Here is a 20,702-nt window from a genome sequence, read left to right on the forward strand (position 1 = left end):
AACGATCGTTTGCACCTGCTGATACAATGGTCGGACCGATCGACGAGGAGGTCGCCGTGCTGTCCTTCGCCTTCGACGACGAGCAGGAGCAGTTCCGCAAGGAACTCGTCGCGTTCGCCGCCAAGGAACTCGCGCCGCACTACCGCAGGCGCGCCGCCGTCGCCGAGTTCCCCTGGGACGCGCATCGCCGGCTGGGTGATCTCGGGGTCCTGGGGATCGGGATCCCGGCCGAGTACGGCGGGACCGGCGATCCGGATCCGATCACCCTGGGCATGGCGGTCGAGGCACTTTCCTACGGTGACGTGAACGTGGGTGCCGGTCCGATCTACGTGGGCCTGGTGGCGGCGCAGATCGCGGCCCACGGGTCGGCGGAGGTGTGCGGCGAGTGGCTGCCCCGGATCGTCGCCGGGACGGCGATGGTGGCCATCGCCGTGACCGAACCCGCAGCAGGGTCGGATGTCTCGGGGCTGTTGACGACCGCTCGCCAGGTCCCCGGCGGGTATCGGATCTCCGGGGAGAAGATCGCGATCTCGCACGCGATCACCGCCCAGGCCGCCCTGGTGTACGCCCGGGAACCGGGGTCGACCGGCCATCAGGGGATCAGCTGCTTCCTGGTGCCGCTCGACGCCGACGGGGTCGAGCGCCGACACATGCCGGGGATGGGTGCCCTCCCGCTCGGCTGGGGCGGACTGGCCTTCACCGATGTGTTCGTCCCGGACACGCACCTCGTCGGTGAACCCGGCCGCGGGTTCGCGGGGGCGATGTCGCATTTCGACTTCAGCCGCCCTGCCATCGGTCTCGCCTGTCTCGGTGCGGCGCAGGCGAGCATCGACGAGACCGTGGAGTGGTCGCTGCAGCGGCAGGCCTTCGGCCGGCCGATCGCGGCGTTCCAGGGGGTCACCTTCCCGATCGCCGAACATGCCACCTTTCTCGAGGCGGCGCGCTGGCTCTGCTACCGCTCACTGTGGACGCGGGACGCCGGCGGCGCGCACACCAGCTACGCCGCGATGTGCAAGTGGTGGCCGCCGCAGGTGGCGAAGGATGCGATCGAGACGGCGATGGTGACCTTCGGGAACATCGGCTACTCCACGGAATCGCCGTTGCAGCAGCGCTACCGCGACGTGTGCAGCTATCTCATCGGCGACGGGACGGCAGGGATCCAGAAGCGGATCATCGCCACCTCCCTCTTCGGACGGGTGGCGGCATCGTGACCACGGTCGGCATCTCGCTCCCGCACGACGCCGTCGTCGGCCCCGAACGCCGGGCGGTGCTGGACCGGGTCGCCGCAGCCGGACTGGACGGCCTGACCGTCGGCGACCACATCAGCTTCCACGGGGGCACCGGCTTCGACGGCATCGTCTCCGCCACGTCCGTCCTGGCGGCGAGGGACGATCTCGACGTCCTGATCGGCGTCTACCTGCTCGGACTGCGACACCCGATGCTGGCGGCCCGGCAGATCGCCACCCTCGCCGAGCTGGCGCCGGGCCGGTTGGTGCTCGGTGCCGGCGTCGGCGGCGAGGACCGTAACGAGATCAGCAACGCCGGCGTCGATCCGGCGAGTCGCGGCCGCCGGCTGGACGAGACCCTCGGACTGCTGCGGCAGTTGCTCACCGGCGCCCCGGTGACCCACCACGGCGAGTTCTTCGACCTGGTGGACGCCGTCATCTTCCCGCCCCCGGCGCCGGCGGTGCCGATCGTCATCGGCGGCACCAGCCCTTCGGCGATCCGGCGGACCGCGAAGTACGGGGACGGCTGGCTGGGCATCTTCTGCTCGGCGCGACGGTTGGCTGCCACCCGCACCGAGATCCTCGAGCAGGCAGCCGGTCTGGGCCGGGCACCGGACTGGTTCGGGGTGAACATCTGGTGCGGGATCGATCCCGACCCGGGCCGGGCCAGGGAGCTGCTGGCGGCGAAACTCGAAGGCATGTACCGGTTGCCGTACGAGAAGTTCCAGTACATCGCGCCGGCCGGCACGCCGGAGCAGATCGCGGAGTTCGCGGCAGCTTTCGTGGCCGGCGGTGCCGGGCACGTCACGCTGATCCCGGTCGCCGGCACGGTGACCGACAGCATCGACCTCAGTGCCGAGGTGCGCCGGCTCCTGGTCGCCGGATGACGGGCGACTTCGCCGGACGCACGGTGATCGTCACCGGCGCGGCGGGCGGGATCGGCAGCGTCACCGCCGCGCGGTTCGCCGCGAGCGGGGCGCAGGTGGTGCTGGTGGACCGGAGCGCCGACGGCCTGGCCGATCCGGCCGCGGCGATCGCCGCCGGTAGCGACCGGCCGGACGCCGTGCACGTGGTGGCGGCCGACCTGCGCGCCGACGGCGCCGCGGGGGCGGTGGTGGAGGCGACCCTCGCGGCGACCGGGCGGATCGACGTGCTGGTCAACATCGCCGGCTTCTTCCCCGGTGGCGAGGGCCGGTTGCACGAAGCCGGCCGCAAGAGCTGGGATCTCACCCTCGACGTCAACCTGCGGGCATCGGCCGATCTCGTGGCGGCGGTGGTCCCCGTGATGATCGACGCCGGCGGCGGGGCGATCGTGAACACCTCGTCGGCGCAGGGCCGGGCCGGCGACATCGCCTGGACCTCCTACGGTGTGGCGAAGGCGGGCGTGGAGTCGCTCACCCGGTACGTGGCCACCCAGTACGGCGGTGACGGGATCCGGTGCAACGCCGTGGCACCGGGTCTGATCGCCACCGCCGGCGCGCTGGGCAGGTTGCCGGCGGACAAGCCCGCGGCGATCGAGCGGCAGACACCCCTGGGCCGGCTGGGGCGCCCGGAGGAGATCGCCGAGGTGGTGCTCTTCCTCGCCTCGGACCGGGCGTCGTACCTCACCGGGCAGGTGATCGCCGTCGATGGCGGGATGCTCTGCCACATGCCTCCCACCGGCTGAGGGATCCTGCGGATGTCGGACCCGACAGCGGGCTCGGGTTGCGGGTTCCCGCGGGCCGACCGACGCTGACCCGGACAGTTCAACGATCGGTGACGAGTACCTCGGCGCGCGGCCGGGTCCGGACCCGGGAACCGGAGCGCAGAGATGGTCGAACCGGAGTCGTCCGAGGTCCTGGTGCCGGACGGTGCCCGCATCGCCACCTACCGGTGGGACCCGGTCGGGACGCCGAAGGCCGTCGTGCAGATCGTGCACGGCGTGGGGGAGTACGCACTCCGCTACCGACCGCTCGCCCGTGCCCTGGTCGATGCCGGGTACGTGGTGTACGCCCACGACCACCGCGGGCACGGCAGGACGGCGGTCTCGCCCGCCGACTTCGGTGTGCTGGGCGAGGACGGCTGGGGCGAACTGGTCGCGGACATCGGCAGGGTGGGCGCGACGGCCCGGGCGGCGCATCCCGATCTGCCGTCGGCGATCGTCGCGCACAGCCTGGGATCCTTCGCCACGCAGCAGTACCTGCTCGACCACAGCGCCGACGTCGCGGCGGTGGTGCTGTCCGGAACCGCCGTCATCGACCTGCTGGAACCGATGATGGACCTGGACGCACCGATGGACCTCAGCATGTTCAACGCCGCGTTCCAGCCGCAGCGCACGGACTTCGACTGGCTGAGCCGGGACGAGGCGCAGGTGGACGCCTACATCGCCGACCCGCTCTGCGGGTTCGGGCTCGACATCCCCGGCGGGCGAGCGATGTTCGTCGGGGCCCGGCAGCTCGCCGATCCCGCGCGGGTGGCCGGGATGCGCCCCGAACTGCCGGTGTACGTGGTGGTCGGTGAGATGGATCCGGTCAACGGCGGGATGGCCCTGGTGGACGAGTTGGTGCGCCGGTACCGGGAGCGCGGCCTCACGGACGTCACCCTGGTGTCCTACCCCGACGCCCGGCACGAGGTCTTCAACGAGACCAACCGCGACGAGGTGGTTGCCGGCGTGATCGATTGGCTGGACGCGAGACTCGCGACCTGATCGGCAGACTGCAGACCCCGGCCGCCGGCACGGCGCGCAGGAGTCGCGGGGTGCGGACCGCCGCGATCCGGCGGCCCGCACCCCGTGGGCTTCAGGACGCCCGGGGGTCCAGGTAGATGGTTTTGTAGACCTGGAACGAGGAGAGCGCCTCGGGGCCGAGTTCCCGGCCCATGCCGCTGGACTTGATGCCGCCGAACGGGGCGTGCGGATCGTTGCTGTAGGCGTTGATCCCGACGGTGCCGGACCTGATCCGGCGGGCAACGGCTTCGCCGCGGGACGGGTCCGAGGTCCACACCGTGCCGCCGAGTCCGTACTCGCTGTCGTTGGCGATCGCGACCGCGTCGTCCACGTCGTCGTAGGGGATGATCGTCAGCACCGGCCCGAAGATCTCCTCGCGGGCGATGGTTGCGGAGTTGTCCAGATCGGCGAAGATCGTCGGCTCGACGAAGAAGCCCTGGTCCAGATCCCCGGGGCGACGGCCGCCCGTGGTCATCCGACCGCCCTCCGCGAGGCCCTTGCTGATGTAGCCCTCGACCCGCTCACGTTGCCGTCCGGAGACGAGCGGGCCGATCGCGGTTTCCCGGTCGAGCGGGTCGCCGACCTTCAGGGACTTCGCGAGATCGGTGATCGTGTCGACGATCTCGCCGTACCGACTGCGCGGCGCGACGACCCTCGTGTTCAGCCAGCAGATCTGGCCGTTGTTGAGCAGGGTGGCGCCGAAGAAGCTCTCCATCGAGGAGGCGAGGTCGGCATCGTCCAGCACGACCGCGGCGGACTTGCCGCCGAGCTCGAGGGTCACCGGGCGGAGCAGCCGGCCACAGGTCTCGGCGATCTTCCGGCCGGCAGCGGTGGATCCGGTGAAGGACACCTTGTCGACCCCGGGGTGTTCGACCAGGTAGGCACCGACCGCCCGGCCCCCCGGGACCACGTTCAGCACGCCCCGGGGCAGGCCGGCCGCCACCGCCGCCTCCGCCATGAGATACGCGTCGAGCACGGTCTCCTCGGCCGGCTTGATGACGACCGTGCAGCCGGCCGCCAGGGCCGGGGCCAGCTTCAGGAAGCTGATCGCCTGGGGCACGTTCCACGGGACGATGGCGCCGACGACTCCGACCGGCTCCTTCCGGACGAGCGAGGTCCCGCCCATCATCCCCGGGCGCCGCTCCTCGGCCGGGCCGTCGATCATCAACTGCGAGTAGTACCGCAACAGCACCGGCGGGAATCCGCCCTCGAACGCCTCGGCCAGCGTGATCGGCATACCGTTCTGGCTCGACACCCGACGGGCCGTTTCCGGACTGCGCTTCTCGAGCTCGTCCGCGAAACGGCCGAGCGCCTCGCCGCGCCGCTCCGGGCTCCAGGCCGGCCAACCGGAGGGATCGTCGAACGCGGCCCGGGCCGCGGACACCGCCCGGTCGATGTCGGTCGTGGTGCTGACCGGCACCGAACCGATCGCGCTCTCGGTCGTGGGGGAGACGACGTCGAGCCGCTCGGTGCCGGCCGGAGCGGCCCAGTCCCCGTCGATGTAGAACTCGTTGTAGGTGATCATGTTTCCTTCTCTTCGGATGGTGGGGAGTGATGTCCGCTGGTGGTCACGGGTGGGTCGAGCAAGAACCCGGTCGCGGGGCCGACTCAGCCGGATCGTTCCAGGGAGTCCTGCATCCCACTGATCAGGTCGGGCAGGTCGGGCAACGGGCTGTCCGGGCCCTCGTACCCCATGGCGGCGAAGTAGGCGCGGTACCGGTCGGCGGCGGCGCGCTCGTGCCGGATGGTGATGAGCGCGGTGGTGCGGAAGGTCTCGTCACCGCCGTCCTCGCCGACGGCCCGGATGACGTCCCGGATGGCCGCTCCCAGTGCGGAATGCGCCGCCCGCACCTCCGGCAGGGTCAGCGGGACCGGCTCTGCCAGCAGCGACCGGAGTTGTCCCACCGCAGACGTTGTCGCGGGCCCACCGTGCGCGGCGCCCTCGAGGTCCCGCGCGAACTCGCGCAGCAGGAGGTTGTCGAGCCGCTCGAACTGGGCCGACCAGGGGTCCTGGACCTGCAGGACGGCGAGGTGCCCGAGCAGCAGCCGGGCCTGCTCGAGCGCGAAGGGCTGGTCGTCGCCGAGTGCCGGGATGATCACCGACTCGATCGCCCTCGACACGCTCGAGATCCGGATGCGGGTGGACGGGATCATGCCGACAACTCCTTCTCGATGAGCGCGCACAGGTCGGTGGCGAAGTGGTAGCCGACCGGTGACATCCAGGCCAGCAGGGCGTCCTGGTGGTTCTGCGCGTCCCTGGCGGCCTTGGCCGAGGAGGCGAGCGTGATGGCCAGGCACTTCCAGGCGTTGAGCACGACGTACCAGCGGAGGGTCTCCGGATCGACGGTACGGCCGGAGAGCTGCTCGTACCGCTGCACGAAGGTCGCGGCGGGGTAGAGCCCGCAGATCAGCTCCTCGCCGTCCTCGACGGACCTGAAGAGCTGCTGCATCATCCAGCCGAGGTCCTCGTGGAAGTCGCCCAGGTGCACGTACTCCCAGTCCAGGACGGCGGTGATGCGCCCGGTGCTCTCGTCGAACAGGAAGTTGCCGGTGCGGAAGTCGCCGTGGATCATCACCGGTTCGGCGGTGGAGGCCGGAATGTGCCGGCGCAGCCACTCCTCGGTCAGCGCCGCGATCGGCACCGCCTCCACAGCGTCGTCGGCCCACACCCGGGACCACCAGTTCAGTGCCCAGCGGGCGGGCTGCCAGGGGTCGGCGGTCGGCGCCTCGAAGCTCGGCAGCCGTGCGGTGTCGACCGGATGGTTGTGGATGGCGGCCAGGTGGCCGAGGTACTGATCTGCCAGACTCTCGCGGAGCGATCCGGAGAAGGTCGTCCCGATGCCAGTGACCTTCAGGTCGTCCGACGGTGCCGTCGGCTTGGTGACACCGGGGACGAATCCCATGATGACCGCCGGCTGGCCGAAGTGCGCACCCTCATGGTCCAGCCATTCCGGTGCTGGGGCAGGCACCACGGAGCGGTACACGTCGAGTGCCTCGAACTCCCGGCGGCGGTCGGTCTCGCTGGCCGTCTGCACCGGGTCGATCCGCAGGATGTGCCCGGTGCGGTTGCCTGATGCGTCGGTGAGTTCGAAGAAGAACTGCTCCTTCGACGCACCGCCACCGATCCGGCCGACCCCGGAGACACTCGCTCCGGGCACCACTGTCGCGAAGTAGTCCACCAACAGTTGGGTGGTCTGTTCGACAGTGAGCGGGGTGTACGGCCCGCCGGCGGCGACGCGGTCCCGCTTCCGATCGAGGAGTGCATGCACCCCCGGGTCGACGTCGAGGTGGTGCCGGGCGGTGCCGGCAGGTGAAGCGATCGACATGAGATCTCCTAGGAGCCTGGCGCGTTCGTCGGCCGGCCAGGACCCGGCCACCGGTCACGCCTGCGCTGCTCTGCGCGTGCGCACATGCCAACACGGGCCCGATGGATCGGCCAGATCGGACATCAGGGGTGGTGTAGGAGTCTCCACCGGAGCCCTCCCGGGGTCGGTCGATCGGGCTCCCGGAGGGCCCGGCGGGGCTGGAGAGCCCCCTGTCAGGCTCGCGATGGGGGCCTTCGGGAGGCTTCCGCCGGAGCGTCGGTGTGCTGGCTCACAGTTTGGTCCAATTGTTCCATTGACAGTCTCTGCAGCGCCTCGTAGGGTCGCCTCCAGCCGTGGTCCGGAGCCTGTGTGCGGCTGGCCGAAGCGTCAGCTGATCCGGACGAGAAGTTCTGTGCTGCACGGTGTTCGAACCCGACCGATCCGAAGGATTCGCTTGTGATCACCCCTGCCGATCTGCAGTTCCACACCCCGGCCGACGTGGACCACATCTGGGCCGAGACGTATTGGTTCGGCCTCTACGTCCCCGAGGACGATCTGTACGGCTGGGTGTACATGGTCTTCCGGGCCGGCACCGGTGCGGTGATGTGCGATGTCGAGTTCGTCGACAGCAAGTCGCAATTCATGTACGACGCCCGGTACATCGACATCCAGAACCACATCCCGATCCCGGAGCGGCTCGACTCCTTCACACTCCCGAACGGTCTCACTTTCGAGGCCCGGAGCCCGTCGGAGTACCGGATCGACTACGTCGGCGCGGACGAGACCGAGATGCACCTGGACTGCGTGGGCATCCACATCCCCTACGACATCCACGATCCCGCGATCGACCCGATGGCGCGCGACACCGAGGAGACCCGAATCGAGCACAGCGGCTTCGGCACCGCGTACTCGAGCCACTTCGACCTGACCACCCGGGTGACCGGCACCGTGAAGGTGCGGGGGAAGTCGTACGACGTGAACTGCCTGGCCACCCAGGACCACAGCTGGGGCCCGCGCCCGGAGCGCGGGATGAACCCGATGACGTACATGAACGCACACTTCCCGGACGACTTCGTGGTGCAGACCATCTTCGCCTTCGACCCGACGCAGCCGGACGGCGCGCAGCACGAGTTCAAGCACGGCTACACCGTGCGGGACGGTGTGCTCACCGGGCTGGTCGGCGGCACGCTGAAGGTCGACCACCGCGGGATCTACCCGGAGCTGATCACCCTGTCCGTGCGCGACGTGAACGGCCGGACCGACGAGATGACCGCCACCGCAAGAACCTTCAACAACTGGCTGCCCTACGGCGTGTGTCTGACCGGGCACTCCATGCTCGACTGGACCACCTCCGACGCGATCACCGGTATCGGCACGCTGATGGAGGCCTACCCGCTCGACCACGCCACCGGCGGCCGGCTGACCACCGACATCACCACGTCGGGATCCAGCGCCTTCTGACCAGGGCGGGGCCATCAGGCCCGCCTGCGCACATCGACGAACTTCGCACCACCACACCCGCCCGCGAACCGGCCGGGACGGCCAACGGCGGCCGCGGTCCACACCCCCTGGTGACTCGGCACCGCGCCGGCAGGCAGTCCCGATCGACCTGCGGCCGACACCACAGGAGACATCGTGCCCCGGTCCACCCGCTTGAACCGCATCGTGGCAGTGGCCGCGCTCGCGGTCCTGGTGCCCACCATGCTCGCCGCCTGCGGCAGCGACACCACCTCCACCACCTCGTCCACGTCCGCCGCGGGCAGCGGCGCGGCGACAGCGCCCGGCAGCAGCACGGGTGGCGCCGGCACCGCGTCCCCCAGCGCCGGCGAACCGGACTTCGTGGCAGCGGCCAAGGCGGCGGTCGAGAAGTACACGGCGGTGCCGGCCGGTCCGGACGACCTGCAGCCGTTCACCCCGGCGGCCGGGCCGTTCAAGGTGGGGATCAGTGGCTGCGGGCAGAACATCCCGTCGTGCCAGACCCTGGTCGCGGCCGCCACCGAGGCCGTCGAGGAACTCGGCTGGACACCGGTGTTCTACGACGGCACGCAGAGCCAGTCGGGCTGGATCGCCGGCATGTCCTCGCTCATCAACCAGGACGTCGACGGCATCATCAAGTTCGTCCAGCCGGACAGCTTCATGCCGAACTCGATGGAGGATGCGAAGGCGGCCGGGATCCCGGTGGTCTGCGGCGTGTGCGGCAACTACGCCGAGGACCCGGTCGCAAGCCCGTCGCTGGCCAACACCGACGTCGACTACGCGGAGCAGGGCAAGGTGCTGGCCGACTGGGTGATTGCGGCCGGGAACGGCACCTCGAAGGTCTCGGTGATGGACAACAAGCTGGCCACCCCGGTGCGGCTGCGGACCGAGGGCTTCGTCGGCGAGATGGGCACCTGCAGCACGTGCACCGTCCTGGACAACACCGAGATCGCACAGGATGCCACCATTCTCGACCGCATCCGGTCCAACGTTGCGGCAAAACTCGCGCAGTACCCGGAGGGCGACATCAACTACATCGAGTCGCCGACCGACGCCTACTTCGAGGCCATCGCGCCGCCGATCGAGTCCTCCGGCCGCACCGACGTCAAGCTCGTCGCCTACGACGCCAGCGCCGCGGGTCTCGACTCGCTCCGGCAGGCCGACGGCATCCTCGAGGCGACCGTCGACACCCCGCTGCAGTGGCTCGCCTACGCCGCGGTCGACCAGATGGCACGGCAGCTCTCGGACCAGCCGGTCACCAAGGACGTCTCCATCCCGTTCCGCCTGATCACCCGCGACAACGTGCCGGCCGGGGACGAGCCGCCCACCGGCTTCGACCACAAGGCCTACTACGCCGGCCTGTGGGGCAAGTGATGCCGCCGACCCTGTCGGTGCACGGTCTGCGAAAGTCCTTCGGCATCAAACGTGTGCTCGACGACGTGTCGTTCCGGATCCGCCCAGGCACGTTGCACGCGCTGCTCGGTGCCAACGGCGCCGGGAAGTCGACGCTCATCAAGATCCTCACCGGGATCGAGCGCTCCGATGCCGGCGAGATCTCCGTCCGGGGCGCGGAGGGGGGCCCCGGACGGATCGGGGTGATCCACCAGGACCTCGGTCTGGTCTCGTCGATGTCGGTCGCCGACAACCTCTACCTGGTACCGGGAGCCGGGCCACTGCACCGGGTGTCGCCCTCGGGTGACGTCAGGCGGGCCAGGGTGCAGCTGGCCGGGGTGAACGTGGAAGTCGACCCGCGACGCGAACTGGGTTCGCTGTCGCTCGGCGAACGGACGATGGTGGCGATCAGCAGGCTGTTCGAACGGGACGAGCCCGATCTGATCATCCTGGACGAAGTGACGGCGGCGCTGAACCGGGTCGAGAGCGACTGGCTGCTGGGTAGGGTGCGGGAGTTCGTCGACCGCGGCGGCGCGGCGATGGTGGTGACCCACCGGCTGCACGAGGTCACCACCCATTGCGACGAGGTGACCGTGCTGAGGGACGGGAAGGTCGTGAGAACCGGTCCGGTGCCGGCGCTTCCGGACCTGCACGACGACCTCGCCGCCGGCGACATCACGACACAGGAACCGGTCGACGCGGGCGCCGCGGCCTCCGGCGCGGTCGTGCTGGCGGCGACCGCGGCGACAACTGCTGCGGTCGGACCGATCTCGCTGGACGTCCGGGCCGGGGAGGTGGTGGCCGTGGTCGGTGCGCTGTCCTCCCGGCTGTACGAGATCGGCCATCTGCTGGCCGGCATCGTCGGTCCGGTGTCCGGCCGGGTCGTCGTGAGCGCCCCGGCCGGCGGCCCGGGCCGGGCCGCGCTGCTCCCGGAGGAGAGGCTGACACAGGGCGTGCTGACCGGCCTGACCGTCGCCGACAACGCCGTGCTCGACACCCGTCCCCGGGGTCGGACCGGCCTGTGGCGTGGGGTGAACCGCCGGCGCGGCCTGCGCACGGCATCGGAGGTGGTGGAACGGATGAACGTCCGCCCGGAGGGATGTGAGGGGATGCCGATGCTGGCACTCAGCGGCGGTAACCAGCAGAAGGTGCTGCTCGGCCGGATAGCGCTGCAGGAACCGGATCTCTACGTGCTCTGTGAGCCCACCCGCGGGGTGGACCTGCCGACCAGGGCCGCGATCCGCAGATTCGTGCTCGAGCGGAAGGCGGAGGGGGCCGCTGTGGTCGTGGCGACGATCGACGTCGACGACGCGCTGGCGGTGGCGGACCGGCTGGCGATCGCCGAGAACGGCCGACTGGTCTCGGTCGTCGACCGCGCCGGTGTGCAGCTCGACGACCTGCTGGAGCGTGTGTCGTGACGGCCCGCCCGACCGCGGAGACCGACGCGGGGCCGGTCGCCCGGGCGCCCGGCGCCACGGCGAGCAGGCGGGTGCGGTCGATCCCGTGGGAACGGTTCGTGACGATCGGATTCTTCCTCGTCGTGTACCTGGTGATCTGCGTGGTCGGGAACTGGAGCTTCCTCTCGCAGAGCAACATCACCAACGTCTTCGCACAGAACGCGCACACGGCCTTCGCCGCCGCGGCGATCACCATGACGTTGATCGCCGGACAGTTCGACCTCTCGGTGGGTGCCCTGGTCGGTCTCTGCGCGGTGCTGACCGCCGGACTGTCGGCGAACGAAGGCCTGCCGCCGGCGATGATCGTCGTGGTCATCGTGGTGATCGGGACGCTGACCGGTCTGCTGAACTCCTTCCTGGTCAGTGGTCTCAAGGTCAATGCGTTCATCGCCACGCTCGGGACAGGTACCGCTTTCAGCGGGGTCGCCCTGCTCTACACCGGCGGTCAGCTGATCTACAGCGGCATCGACCCGGCGCTCACCGAACCGATGCGGGTGAAGGTGGCCGGGTTCCCGTTGGTGCTGCTGCTGCCGTTGGTGCTGCTGCTTGCCTTGTGGCTGCTGACGAAGAGGGTGGTGTTCGGTCGTTTCCTCTACGCGACCGGGGCGAATCCGACCGCGGCCGGTCTCGCCGGGGTACCGACCCGCAAGGTGACCCGGTGGGCGTTCGTGGTGACCGGCGTGGTCGCGGCGATCGGCGGGATCGTGATGACCGGCACCATCGGATCGGCGAACCCGACCTCCGGACCGGAGCTGCTGCTCCCGGCCTTCGCCGCGGCGTTCCTCGGGTCCTCGCTCATGGGCACCGAGTCCTTCAGTGTCGTCGGGTCGATCATCGCCACGTTCCTGCTGGGCCTGGCGCTGAACGGCCTGGACATCATGGGCCTGTCAGCGGGTGCGAAGCCCATCTTCAACGGCGTGGTGCTGATCGGTGCGGTCGCGCTGTCACAGGCGCTCCGGACCCGGAAACGGAGGTCGCGGAGCCTGCGGGCGGACCGGTGACTGACGTGCCCGCCTGGCCCCGGCCCGATGGTCGGCCGGTGTCAGGCGAGCAGGTAGCGGTTGGACGCCAGCACACCCGCCAACCGGGACAGCGCCGGCTCCACCCGGGAAGCCGGGTGGCCGAGAGGGAGCCGCATGTGTGTGGTGTGGCCGCCGGACAACGAGAAGGACGGCCCGGCGGCGACATGGATGCCGATCTCCAGTGCGTGGATGGCGAGTTCGACGCTGTTGTAACCGGTGTCGACCCACAGTCCGGTGCCGCCGTCCGGCGGCGACGACGTCCAGCTCGGGCAGTAGGTGCCCAGCAGGTCGACAGCGGCCTCCATCGTCGAGCGCAACTGGTCCCGTCGCCTGGCCCGGGCACCGGCGATGTCCGACACCAGGTCGACGACCAGCAACTGGTCGACGACCGAGGTGGCCAGATCGATGGTGGCCTTGACCTCCGAGAGCAACCCGATGGTGCGTGCCGAACCGCGGATCCAACCGATGCGCAGCCCGCCCCACAGCACCTTGGAGAAGGTACCGATGGTCACCAGCAGGTCGGGGTCGACCAGCCCGGTCAGGCCCGACGCGGGGCGGTCGCCGTCCATCAGCAGGTCACGGGACGAGCAGTCCTCGATCGTCATGAGTCCGTGGTGCTGCACGATCCGGGCCAGTTCGGCCCGCCCGGCCTCGCTCATCAACCGACCGGTCGGGCTGTGCACCGCCGGCTGGCAGTAGAGCAACCGCGCACCGGCCGCGGCCTGCAGGCTGAGCCCGGACAGATCGGGATCGAACGGGTAGCCGACGGCCCGGGTGCCGATCGACCCGAAGGTGGACAACGCGCCGCGGTAGGTCGGGTCCTCGACCAGCACGGCATCGCCGTGTCGGGTCAGTGCGCGAGCGGCGATCGCCAGTCCCTGCTGTGCGCCGGAGGTGATGAGGATCTGGTCCGGCTGGGTGGGGATGCCGTCGTCGGTGAGCATCCGGGCGACCGCGGACCGCAGCACGGGTAGTCCGCAGGCGAAGTACCCGCCGGTTTCGAGGTAGGGGTCCATCACCTCGCGCCCGAGCCGGGCGATGGCGTCCCGGACGCCGGTGGCCGCCTGCAACGACTGGACCGACAGGTCCAGGATCCCGCTGGTGCCCGGTGGGACCGAGGACGCCTGTACATGACCGTGCGCGGACCGCCGGACGCTGTTGTTGACATGCGTGCCGCGCCCCACTTCGCAGGTGACATAGCCTGCCCCGGCGAGGATGTCGTAGGCCGAGTTCACCGTGCCGCGGGCGATACCGAGGGAGGTCGCCAGCGCGCGCTGGGCCGGTAGCCGGCTCTCCGGGGCCAACCGGCCGGACTCGATCAGGTTGCCCATCGCCGAGGCCAACGAGACCCCGAGCGACCCCGGCCCCACCCGCCAGGTGCCCAGCAGCGCGACGAGCTCCTCAGCGCGGACCGTGCCGGAGAGGGCAGCCGTCCGCTGCCGCCCGGCGGAGCCGTGGCCGCTCACATCCGGCCGCTCATCACGGATCTGACGACGGTGGCGCTGGTGCACAACTTGCCCCGCTCGTCGAAGCCCCGGACCCTGACGATGCCGAAGGTGCGGCCCAGGTGTTCGACCTCCGGTCGGAGGGTCAACAGGGAGCCCGACACCACAGGACGGACGAAGTGCACCCGGATGGACTCGGTGAAGGATGGGATCGGCATCGCGCGACAGGCGACCAGATCGGCCAGACAGACGGTGATCCCGCCGTGCAGGTTGCCGAGCGGGTTGCCGAACATCGGATCCGCGAGGAAGGTGGCGCCACCCTCCGGAGCGGGACGCATCGCCTTCGCCAGCGCGCCGACCGGCGATGCACCCGGTCGGGCCTGGACATTCGGTGGTGATTGTTCCGCGGCGGACGGCACGCAGCCGGTTTTCCGGCCACGGAAGGTGCCGTAGGCCAGGACTGTTCCGGAGCCGTCGGTGATCTCGCCGCGCGCCATGCCGTCCGTGCCGTCGGCGTGCGCGCTGCGGGCGTGCGTGTGGACGGTGCCGGCCAGTCGGGGTGCGAGGAACTCCAGTGCGATGTCGGTGGTGACGAACCAGCCGTCGGAGGTGTTGTTCAGCGAGTAGCCCAGGACGCTGTCGGCGAGCACCCCGATCGCGCCGGAGAGCGGTGCGACCGGTTCCGGTCCGCCTGGGTCGGCGCATCCGGCGTCGACGTCCATCGACCCGGTGACCGTGCCGTCCGGGGCGATCCTGATCGGGGTCAGCCCGAACAGCGACTCCGGCCTGCCCGGCGGGACTGTGCGGGCGGGTGCGGTGGCCCTGCTCATCGGTGATCACCGGATGCCCGCGCCACGACTGCACCGCGCGGCCACCGTCCCGTGTGTCGCATCGACGGCTCCTCTCCTTCGCTGCAGAGCTCCGATCGCACCCCTTCGCGATGCGGCCCTCGATCGCATCGTAGGCGTCTTGCCGTATCGGTCCGACCTTTCTACCATTGGATGACTTCCGTCACTGTCGAAGGGAAGGTCCGCCGTGGGTGGCAATGCCATCGACATCGAGTTCTCCGTTCCGGACACCGACCCGTCGGGGCTGGCGGGCGACCGGGCTCGACGGCGGGTGGGCACCATTTGCGATGGCATGCCGACGACATGAACCTGGTCGATCAGGCGGGGAGGTCAGGAGTGCATGACGCACCGGCCGGCGAGAGTTGTGCCCCCAGTAGGATTCGAACCTACGACACACGGTGTCGCGGAGCCTGTGTTTCAGGCGCTGCGATCTGCTTCGAACCTGTTGGTGGACAACGACTTCGGGCTTTGGGTGCATGTGACCAGATGTGGCTCTCTTTCGTCTTTAAGCATGGCTGAATCCTGGGCGGAGCTGGCGACCGGACGAGCCTGCATCGGTCGTGTGTTGCAGTCCAGCGGGGGGATGGAGCCAGGTGCCCACGGCGATGGCCGGGTACGCAGGTAGCGGACTAAAGTTCAACGCGGTGCGATTCACACCGTCCACTTCAGGTACGTCTGAGTGACAGCGCTCCGATGCGAACGAAACCTCAGTTCATACCTGCGGCCGCCGGGCGCTGTGTCCAGCACCTCGATGGTTGCCTCGAGCTTGTCGCCCGAGATCATCACCGAAGTGGTCTCCAAGCGGTTTGCGGGCACACCCGCATGGATCGCCACGGCTCGCTTCGCTCGTTCGACTGTGCGCTCTTCGGTCAGCGGATCGGCGCCCGCGTCCCGCTTCCGGCGGACGTGGTCGATGATCCGCTCCGCCATGATCCCCATGCCGGCTGTCGCGATCGTTTCAAAGGCTTGGGCTGCGATGTCGATGATGAGCGACCAGGTCTGCGAGTCTGCACCCCAGGAGACTTGGCGTCGGACCTCCTGAGCGACGAATCGGTCGTCCCCCAACCCCATCTGGATGTCTTGTCGGATTGCGTCTACCGGGGCCAAGGCATCGGGTGTTCGAAACTCGAACATGATCACCTCCCCGTCAACGTGATCAGGGCCGAAACGGGGATCGTCAACGGGGCGTAGGATGACGGTGAAGAGGTCGGCGTAGGCCTCCACCGGCGTGGACTCGGTCATGGCGACAGACGCTACTCTTCGCGCTACCGATCTTCCTGAACGCTGTGCGCGGTCTAGTGTGGCGCGACTCAAGGTGCTGCGATCCCACTCAGCAAGTCGCGGACGAGTCTCCGGCAGTGGTGACGATGAAGACTCTGGGCTCGAGCGCGCTCGCAGATGCAAAGAATTTCCGGCACGAGCATGCATGGCCGCTACAATGACTCATGACCTTCGGCATCGGCTTCGTCCACCCCTTGTATGCCGGAGTCGTCACTGATCGGAGGATCAGTCGAGATAGCCGCGCGCTGAGCGATCAGTACGAGAAAGCAGGGTTGGTCGAGTTCAGTGACGGTCGATTCGCTTATACTATGACTGGTCTGGTGCAGGCGCCTGGCTTTGATGCTGCCAAGTGGGTTGCCATGTCTCTCGCTGAAGCTGGAACGGGGGGTGTCGAATTCTGGAAGGCACTTGCCAGATTCTCAGCGATCTGCAGCCATAGGTTTGCAATGCTGCCGAATGTCCGCACTGACCACCTGAAGTTTTCGGTTCTCTTCGCGGGCTATCAGCGCACTGAGAGTGGATCGATAAGCCGAATGGCGATGGTCAGCAACTTTCAGGAACTGAGTCCCATATCCGGAACGGACATCTGGCCCCGGCCGTTTGAACGGTTCCGTCTCTCCTTCCAAGAGACGTCGCCGGTGCGCTGTCTGGCCGTGCCGATTGGCAGTGGCGGCTATCGCGAAGACAGCGAACTGGCGAAGAAGCTAGTCGACCGGCTTGTCAGTCTGAAAATGTCGGCTGCCGGCGTTGTCGCGGTACTAGTCGACATCATTCGTCAAGGCGCGAACGAAGTCATCGGAGAGGATTGCACCAGTATCGTGATCCCGAGAAATTTTGATGCGGAACCTGAGGCGTCCTACCGGCCGAATCGAGCAAGTAATGAGTTCAAGTTCCCTGCCTTCGTTCAAGCATCGCATGGAGATAAGGGTGCTGGAATAGCGATGAACGGTGCGACTGTGTACGGCGGCACAGTCGATCGGATGGCTGTTGTAACGGCTCCGGCGCCGACGTATAAGCGCCAGAAATGTCCGTGTGGGTCCGGGTCCGAGTATCGAAGATGTCACGGCAGGCTGGGGCTTTCGCGGAATACCCCACCTGTCGGCGCGACCATTGAGAAGTTCGGCCTGGACACCCGTGAACTCGCTTCAGCGGCGGGAGGCGCACCGTTCGAGATGCCGTCATATTTGTTTTTGCCCGGCACCACGCGAAAGGACTACAAGATCACCAATACCAGGACGGGTAAGGTTGTTCAAGATCCTGAAATTTGGTAGACGAAACACTCGGAGTGCACTCTTGGGTCAGTGCATAGCTGGAAGGCCCCGCGCCGGGTCAGTGCCTCCGGACTGCAGCAGGCAGTCGGGTCGTGATCAACTTCTCGGCGTCGCCAACGATGTTCTCGACGATCTCGGCCACGGGCAGAACATCGGTGATCAGCCCCTGCACCTGGCCGGCCCACCAGAGTCCGTCGTCGACCAATCCCATACCGAGGGCCCGTTCCCGGCCGCGAGCGCCGGACGCGAGGGCTGCGATGTCATCGAAGGTGGAGTCCGGGCGGCGCTCGATGTCGACGATCTCCTCCGACACCGCATTGCGCACCACTCTGGCCGTGTTGCGGAACTTGCGGAACACCAGCCTGGTGTCCCGTTCCGTGTTCGCCACGATCGCCTGCTTGATGTTGGTGTGGACCTGCGCCTCGGTGCTGGCCAGGAAGCGGGTGCCCATGTTGATCGCGCCGGCGCCCAGAGCCATCGCCGCGACGAGGCCGGAACCCGTGGCGAACCCACCGGACGCGATGATCGGAAGCGTCGTCCGTGCGGCAACGGCGGGTACCAACACCAGCCCGGGGATGTCGTCCTCGCCGGGATGTCCGGCGCACTCGAATCCATCGACACTGAGCGCGTCGACGCCGATCCGCTCAGCCGTGACGGCGTGCCGTACAGCGACGACCTTGTGGACGACCTTCACTCCGGCTGCCTTGAAGGCCGGTAGGTGCGGCTCCGGGCTGGAGCCGGCGGTCTCGACCACTTTGACGCCGCCTTCGATGATCGCGTCGCGGTACTCGTCGTAGGGAACCGGGCGTAGCGTCGGCAGCATGGTGAGGTTCACGCCGAACGGCCGATCGGTCAGTTCGAGGGTGCGCTTGATCTCCTCGGCCAGACGCTTGGGTGTGGGATGTGTCAGGGCCGAGAGGAATCCCAGTGCCCCGGCGTTCGCGACGGCCGCGATGAGCGGAGCAGTTCCGACGCCCATCATCCCTCCGCACACCACCGGATGGTCGATCCCGAGCAACTCGGTCACGGCGGTTGCAAGCATCAGTGCCCACTCCTTGACGACGATTGACAGCAGACGCCTGAAGCGACTACCTTCACCTGGCCCAGTATTTCGCAGGGTAACCAGAATTCGGGGCAATGATGGCCTACCGTGCGGCACCGGCACAAGTCGTGGCCGCCACATGAGGTCAGTGGTCGCGGATTGTCAGCTGCAGCGTGAGGATCGATGAACCCGTACCCATCGAGTGACGGCTCCGGCCAGGACGAGTACGACCGCGCCCAGGCGTCCACGCCGCACGTCACCACACGGATCGGTCGGACGATCCGGCGGATCCGGACCGAGCGTGGTCTGACGCTGCAGGACGTGAGTGTTGGCGCGAACGTGTCCGCTTCCTTCGTGGGAGCCCTCGAACGCGGCGAGACCGACATAGCGATCGGTCGACTGGAGCGCATCGCGGCCTACCTGAAAGAAGATCTGCGGTCGATCCTGGGCTACTCCCGGGACGAGGTCCGGTTCAACTACGTCCCTGCCGAGGACTGGGTGCGAAAGGACGTCGGGCCCGGCATCGACTATCTGGAGTGCTTGGTTCCCGGCACCTCCCAGCGTCTCACCCGATTGACTCTGGAGCCGGACGCACGCCACAGCGGACCGGAGGTCGACGACGGGATGGTCACGGTCTACGTCGTGGAGGGCGACGTGCAGGTCGCAGTCGACGACCGACTGTTCACCTTGCACGTCGGCGACTCAGGCGCTTTTGCCGCCGGGAATGCCCATGTGTTCGTGAATCGATCGGATGCGCCGGCCACCACTTTGATCAACACCGTGGTCGCCGTCCGTGCGGACTCCTGAGTCGTCCACGATCGTCCGGGCGGCGTTGTCATGACCTCGATGCTCGCAGCGTCAGTACCGAAGTCGAACGAGTCGCGGGCGGCCGACCAGTTCCCACGCTGCCGCACCCAACCTGCCGAATTCGCGCAGTTGGTCCTGGTTCCGGCCGACGACACCCATCTCGACGGCAGGACCATCGGGATGGATGGTGCCCTCCGGAGGGCTTGGCAGTAGTCCGTTCGAATCCGCTCCGGCGGGCCTACGTCGTGCGGCGGACCGTCGATTGACACCGTGATCCCGGCGGCAGTAACGTCCGCTACAAGCGAGAACCAATATTGTGGTTGTCCAGCAGTATTCAGTGCTATCAGACGAGGATGTCGATGACGATATCGCCGCAACGGCGCGCCCGGGGAGCGGCATGAGTACCGCCCGGTCGCGACCCCTCGTGCTGCAGAACTACCCCTCCCTGCACCCGGTCCTCGACGAACTGCTGAGCGATGAGTTCGAACTGACGACATCTCCCTCCCCGGACGCGGAATCGCTCATCACCGTCGGCACGGGTGCCGTGGCGATCATCGCGCGCGGGCCGGCGACACTTCCACGCGGCGTGCTCGAACGACTCGACACGGTGCGGTTCGTGGTTGCCCCCGGATCGGGAACGGACAACATCGATCTGGATGCCGCCACCGAGCTGGGAATCGCGGTGGTCAACAACGCGGGTGTGGCCCCGCAACCCGTGGCCGAGTACGTGATCGGCGCGATCGTGGCCGGCCTGAAACGGTTCCGTGAGGCGGATTTGGCGCTCCGTGCCGGCGCCGGATGGGACCAGCGCGATTGGAGTCTGCGCGGTCGCGAAGCCGCCCACCGGACACTGGGCATCATCGGGTACGGCCACATCGGCCGGGACGTCGCCCGGCGAGCCCGGGCCGGTCTCGACATGAACGTCGTGATCAGTGATCCCGTTGCCGCACCGGCCGACATCGAGCGAGCCGGGATGACGGTGGTGACCCTCGCAGAGTTGCTCGAGCGCTCCGACGTGATCACCGTTCACGTGCCGGCGACACCGAAGACCCGGCACCTGATCGGGAGGGCCGAGATCGCTGTGATGCGACCGGACGCGCTACTGATCAACACCTCGCGCGGTGAAGTAGTGCACCAGGCTGCCCTGACCGACGCTCTGCGCGCGGGTCGACTCGGTGGAGCGGTGCTCGACGTACTGGACCCGGAACCGGCCGATCTCTCCGATCCGATCCTGGACCTGCCGAACGTCCTGGCGACCCCACATCTGGCGGGAATGACCGACGAAGGCATGGACCGGCTCTGCCGGGCCACCGCAGCAAAGGTTCTCGCACTCTCGCGTGGCGAGCGCCCCGACCGCACGGTGAACGACATCGAATGGCCGCCGGGGCGTGCAGTTGCGCTCGGCTGGCCGCTGGGAAAGGACTGA

The 20,702-nt window shown here is 68.4% G+C and carries 18 protein-coding genes; 11 read left to right on the forward strand and 7 right to left on the reverse strand.

What is annotated here, in order from left to right; translation table 11 throughout:
- Positions 1 to 26 precede the first annotated feature (26 nt).
- The 4 genes from GIS00_RS01005 (at position 27) to GIS00_RS01020 (ending at position 3,912) form a co-directional block, all read left to right on the forward strand.
- A complete protein-coding gene (locus tag GIS00_RS01005) occupies positions 27 to 1,211 on the forward strand; it encodes an acyl-CoA dehydrogenase family protein (RefSeq protein WP_154766571.1) in 1,185 nt (394 codons plus the stop codon).
- Positions 1,205 to 2,113, forward strand: a complete 909-nt coding sequence (locus GIS00_RS01010; protein ID WP_407666776.1) for an LLM class flavin-dependent oxidoreductase — start codon at positions 1,205 to 1,207, stop codon at positions 2,111 to 2,113. Before GIS00_RS01005 ends, GIS00_RS01010 begins: the two co-directional genes overlap by 7 nt.
- Entirely contained in the window at positions 2,110 to 2,892 is a 783-nt protein-coding gene (locus GIS00_RS01015; protein ID WP_154766572.1) for an SDR family NAD(P)-dependent oxidoreductase, read from the forward strand. Before GIS00_RS01010 ends, GIS00_RS01015 begins: the two co-directional genes overlap by 4 nt.
- 144 nt (positions 2,893 to 3,036) lie before the next feature.
- Positions 3,037 to 3,912 carry an alpha/beta fold hydrolase gene (locus GIS00_RS01020; protein ID WP_154766573.1) on the forward strand — a complete coding sequence of 292 codons (876 nt, stop codon included), beginning with the start codon at positions 3,037 to 3,039 and terminating at the stop codon, positions 3,910 to 3,912.
- 91 nt (positions 3,913 to 4,003) lie between these two features.
- Here the strand turns inward: GIS00_RS01020 and GIS00_RS01025 are convergent, their stop codons facing one another.
- The 3 genes from GIS00_RS01025 to GIS00_RS01035 all read right to left on the reverse strand — a co-directional run bounded on the left by GIS00_RS01025 (position 4,004) and on the right by GIS00_RS01035 (position 7,256).
- Positions 4,004 to 5,455, reverse strand: coding sequence for an aldehyde dehydrogenase (locus GIS00_RS01025; protein ID WP_154766574.1), 1,452 nt, complete (start codon positions 5,453 to 5,455; stop codon positions 4,004 to 4,006).
- Between the two features lie 83 nt (positions 5,456 to 5,538).
- Positions 5,539 to 6,084 (reverse strand): hypothetical protein, encoded by a 546-nt coding sequence (locus GIS00_RS01030; RefSeq protein ID WP_154766575.1) that lies wholly within the window; start codon positions 6,082 to 6,084, stop codon positions 5,539 to 5,541.
- Positions 6,081 to 7,256 carry a phosphotransferase family protein gene (locus GIS00_RS01035; protein WP_154766576.1) on the reverse strand — a complete coding sequence of 392 codons (1,176 nt, stop codon included), beginning with the start codon at positions 7,254 to 7,256 and terminating at the stop codon, positions 6,081 to 6,083. The genes GIS00_RS01030 and GIS00_RS01035 overlap by 4 nt, the downstream gene beginning before the upstream one ends.
- A gap of 435 nt (positions 7,257 to 7,691) precedes the next feature.
- Here GIS00_RS01035 and GIS00_RS01040 point away from each other — a divergent pair, with 435 nt between their 5' ends.
- The 4 genes from GIS00_RS01040 (at position 7,692) to GIS00_RS01055 (ending at position 12,561) form a co-directional block, all read left to right on the forward strand.
- The gene (locus tag GIS00_RS01040; protein ID WP_154766577.1) at positions 7,692 to 8,696 is read left to right on the forward strand and encodes a DUF7065 domain-containing protein; all 1,005 of its coding nucleotides are present in this window, start codon (positions 7,692 to 7,694) and stop codon (positions 8,694 to 8,696) included.
- Positions 8,697 to 8,870: 174 nt separating this feature from the next.
- On the forward strand, positions 8,871 to 10,085 hold the full coding sequence (locus GIS00_RS01045) for a sugar ABC transporter substrate-binding protein (protein ID WP_154766578.1): 1,215 nt from the start codon (positions 8,871 to 8,873) through the stop codon (positions 10,083 to 10,085).
- Positions 10,085 to 11,521: an ATP-binding cassette domain-containing protein gene (locus tag GIS00_RS01050; RefSeq protein ID WP_154766579.1), complete on the forward strand. Its 1,437-nt coding sequence runs from the start codon at positions 10,085 to 10,087 to the stop codon at positions 11,519 to 11,521. The genes GIS00_RS01045 and GIS00_RS01050 overlap by 1 nt, the downstream gene beginning before the upstream one ends.
- On the forward strand, positions 11,518 to 12,561 hold the full coding sequence (locus GIS00_RS01055; RefSeq protein ID WP_154766580.1) for an ABC transporter permease: 1,044 nt from the start codon (positions 11,518 to 11,520) through the stop codon (positions 12,559 to 12,561). The genes GIS00_RS01050 and GIS00_RS01055 overlap by 4 nt, the downstream gene beginning before the upstream one ends.
- Before the next feature lie 41 nt (positions 12,562 to 12,602).
- Here GIS00_RS01055 and GIS00_RS01060 read toward each other — a convergent pair whose 3' ends face one another.
- The 3 genes from GIS00_RS01060 to GIS00_RS01070 form a co-directional block, all read right to left on the reverse strand.
- Positions 12,603 to 14,048, reverse strand: coding sequence for an aminotransferase-like domain-containing protein (locus GIS00_RS01060; protein WP_154766581.1), 1,446 nt, complete (start codon positions 14,046 to 14,048; stop codon positions 12,603 to 12,605).
- Positions 14,045 to 14,857, reverse strand: coding sequence for a PaaI family thioesterase (locus GIS00_RS01065; RefSeq protein WP_154766582.1), 813 nt, complete (start codon positions 14,855 to 14,857; stop codon positions 14,045 to 14,047). Before GIS00_RS01065 ends, GIS00_RS01060 begins: the two co-directional genes overlap by 4 nt.
- Before the next feature lie 669 nt (positions 14,858 to 15,526).
- Positions 15,527 to 16,117 carry a hypothetical protein gene (locus tag GIS00_RS01070; protein WP_154766583.1) on the reverse strand — a complete coding sequence of 197 codons (591 nt, stop codon included), beginning with the start codon at positions 16,115 to 16,117 and terminating at the stop codon, positions 15,527 to 15,529.
- Between the two features lie 203 nt (positions 16,118 to 16,320).
- Here GIS00_RS01070 and GIS00_RS01075 point away from each other — a divergent pair, with 203 nt between their 5' ends.
- Positions 16,321 to 17,427 carry an SEC-C domain-containing protein gene (locus GIS00_RS01075; protein ID WP_154766584.1) on the forward strand — a complete coding sequence of 369 codons (1,107 nt, stop codon included), beginning with the start codon at positions 16,321 to 16,323 and terminating at the stop codon, positions 17,425 to 17,427.
- A gap of 58 nt (positions 17,428 to 17,485) precedes the next feature.
- Here GIS00_RS01075 and GIS00_RS01080 read toward each other — a convergent pair whose 3' ends face one another.
- Complete coding sequence (locus GIS00_RS01080) at positions 17,486 to 18,469, reverse strand: NAD(P)H-dependent flavin oxidoreductase (protein WP_154767766.1); 984 nt, start codon at positions 18,467 to 18,469, stop codon at positions 17,486 to 17,488.
- A gap of 183 nt (positions 18,470 to 18,652) precedes the next feature.
- Between GIS00_RS01080 and GIS00_RS01085 the strand changes: the two genes are divergently transcribed.
- Positions 18,653 to 19,276, forward strand: a complete 624-nt coding sequence (locus GIS00_RS01085; protein ID WP_154766585.1) for a helix-turn-helix domain-containing protein — start codon at positions 18,653 to 18,655, stop codon at positions 19,274 to 19,276.
- Between the two features lie 397 nt (positions 19,277 to 19,673).
- Positions 19,674 to 20,702, forward strand: coding sequence for an NAD(P)-dependent oxidoreductase (locus tag GIS00_RS01090; RefSeq protein WP_154766586.1), 1,029 nt, complete (start codon positions 19,674 to 19,676; stop codon positions 20,700 to 20,702).

Origin of the sequence: Nakamurella alba (genome assembly GCF_009707545.1) — a bacterium.
In the GTDB taxonomy this organism is placed as follows: Bacteria; Actinomycetota; Actinomycetes; order Mycobacteriales; family Nakamurellaceae; genus Nakamurella; species Nakamurella alba.

Excerpts from the sequence above, each read along its gene's own strand:
- GIS00_RS01090 (WP_154766586.1), top strand. The coding sequence starts at position 19,674 with ATGAGTACCGCCCGGTCGCGACCCCTCGTGCTGCAGAACTACCCCTCC.
- GIS00_RS01020 (WP_154766573.1), top strand. The coding sequence starts at position 3,037 with ATGGTCGAACCGGAGTCGTCCGAGGTCCTGGTGCCGGACGGTGCCCGC.
- GIS00_RS01050 (WP_154766579.1), top strand. The coding sequence starts at position 10,085 with ATGCCGCCGACCCTGTCGGTGCACGGTCTGCGAAAGTCCTTCGGCATC.
- GIS00_RS01085 (WP_154766585.1), top strand. The coding sequence starts at position 18,653 with ATGAACCCGTACCCATCGAGTGACGGCTCCGGCCAGGACGAGTACGAC.
- GIS00_RS01065 (WP_154766582.1), bottom strand. The coding sequence starts at position 14,857 with ATGAGCAGGGCCACCGCACCCGCCCGCACAGTCCCGCCGGGCAGGCCG.
- GIS00_RS01070 (WP_154766583.1), bottom strand. The coding sequence starts at position 16,117 with ATGACCGAGTCCACGCCGGTGGAGGCCTACGCCGACCTCTTCACCGTC.
- GIS00_RS01080 (WP_154767766.1), bottom strand. The coding sequence starts at position 18,469 with ATGCTTGCAACCGCCGTGACCGAGTTGCTCGGGATCGACCATCCGGTG.
- GIS00_RS01035 (WP_154766576.1), bottom strand. The coding sequence starts at position 7,256 with ATGTCGATCGCTTCACCTGCCGGCACCGCCCGGCACCACCTCGACGTC.
- GIS00_RS01075 (WP_154766584.1), top strand. The coding sequence starts at position 16,321 with ATGACCTTCGGCATCGGCTTCGTCCACCCCTTGTATGCCGGAGTCGTC.
- GIS00_RS01015 (WP_154766572.1), top strand. The coding sequence starts at position 2,110 with ATGACGGGCGACTTCGCCGGACGCACGGTGATCGTCACCGGCGCGGCG.
- GIS00_RS01025 (WP_154766574.1), bottom strand. The coding sequence starts at position 5,455 with ATGATCACCTACAACGAGTTCTACATCGACGGGGACTGGGCCGCTCCG.
- GIS00_RS01005 (WP_154766571.1), top strand. The coding sequence starts at position 27 with ATGGTCGGACCGATCGACGAGGAGGTCGCCGTGCTGTCCTTCGCCTTC.
- GIS00_RS01030 (WP_154766575.1), bottom strand. The coding sequence starts at position 6,084 with ATGATCCCGTCCACCCGCATCCGGATCTCGAGCGTGTCGAGGGCGATC.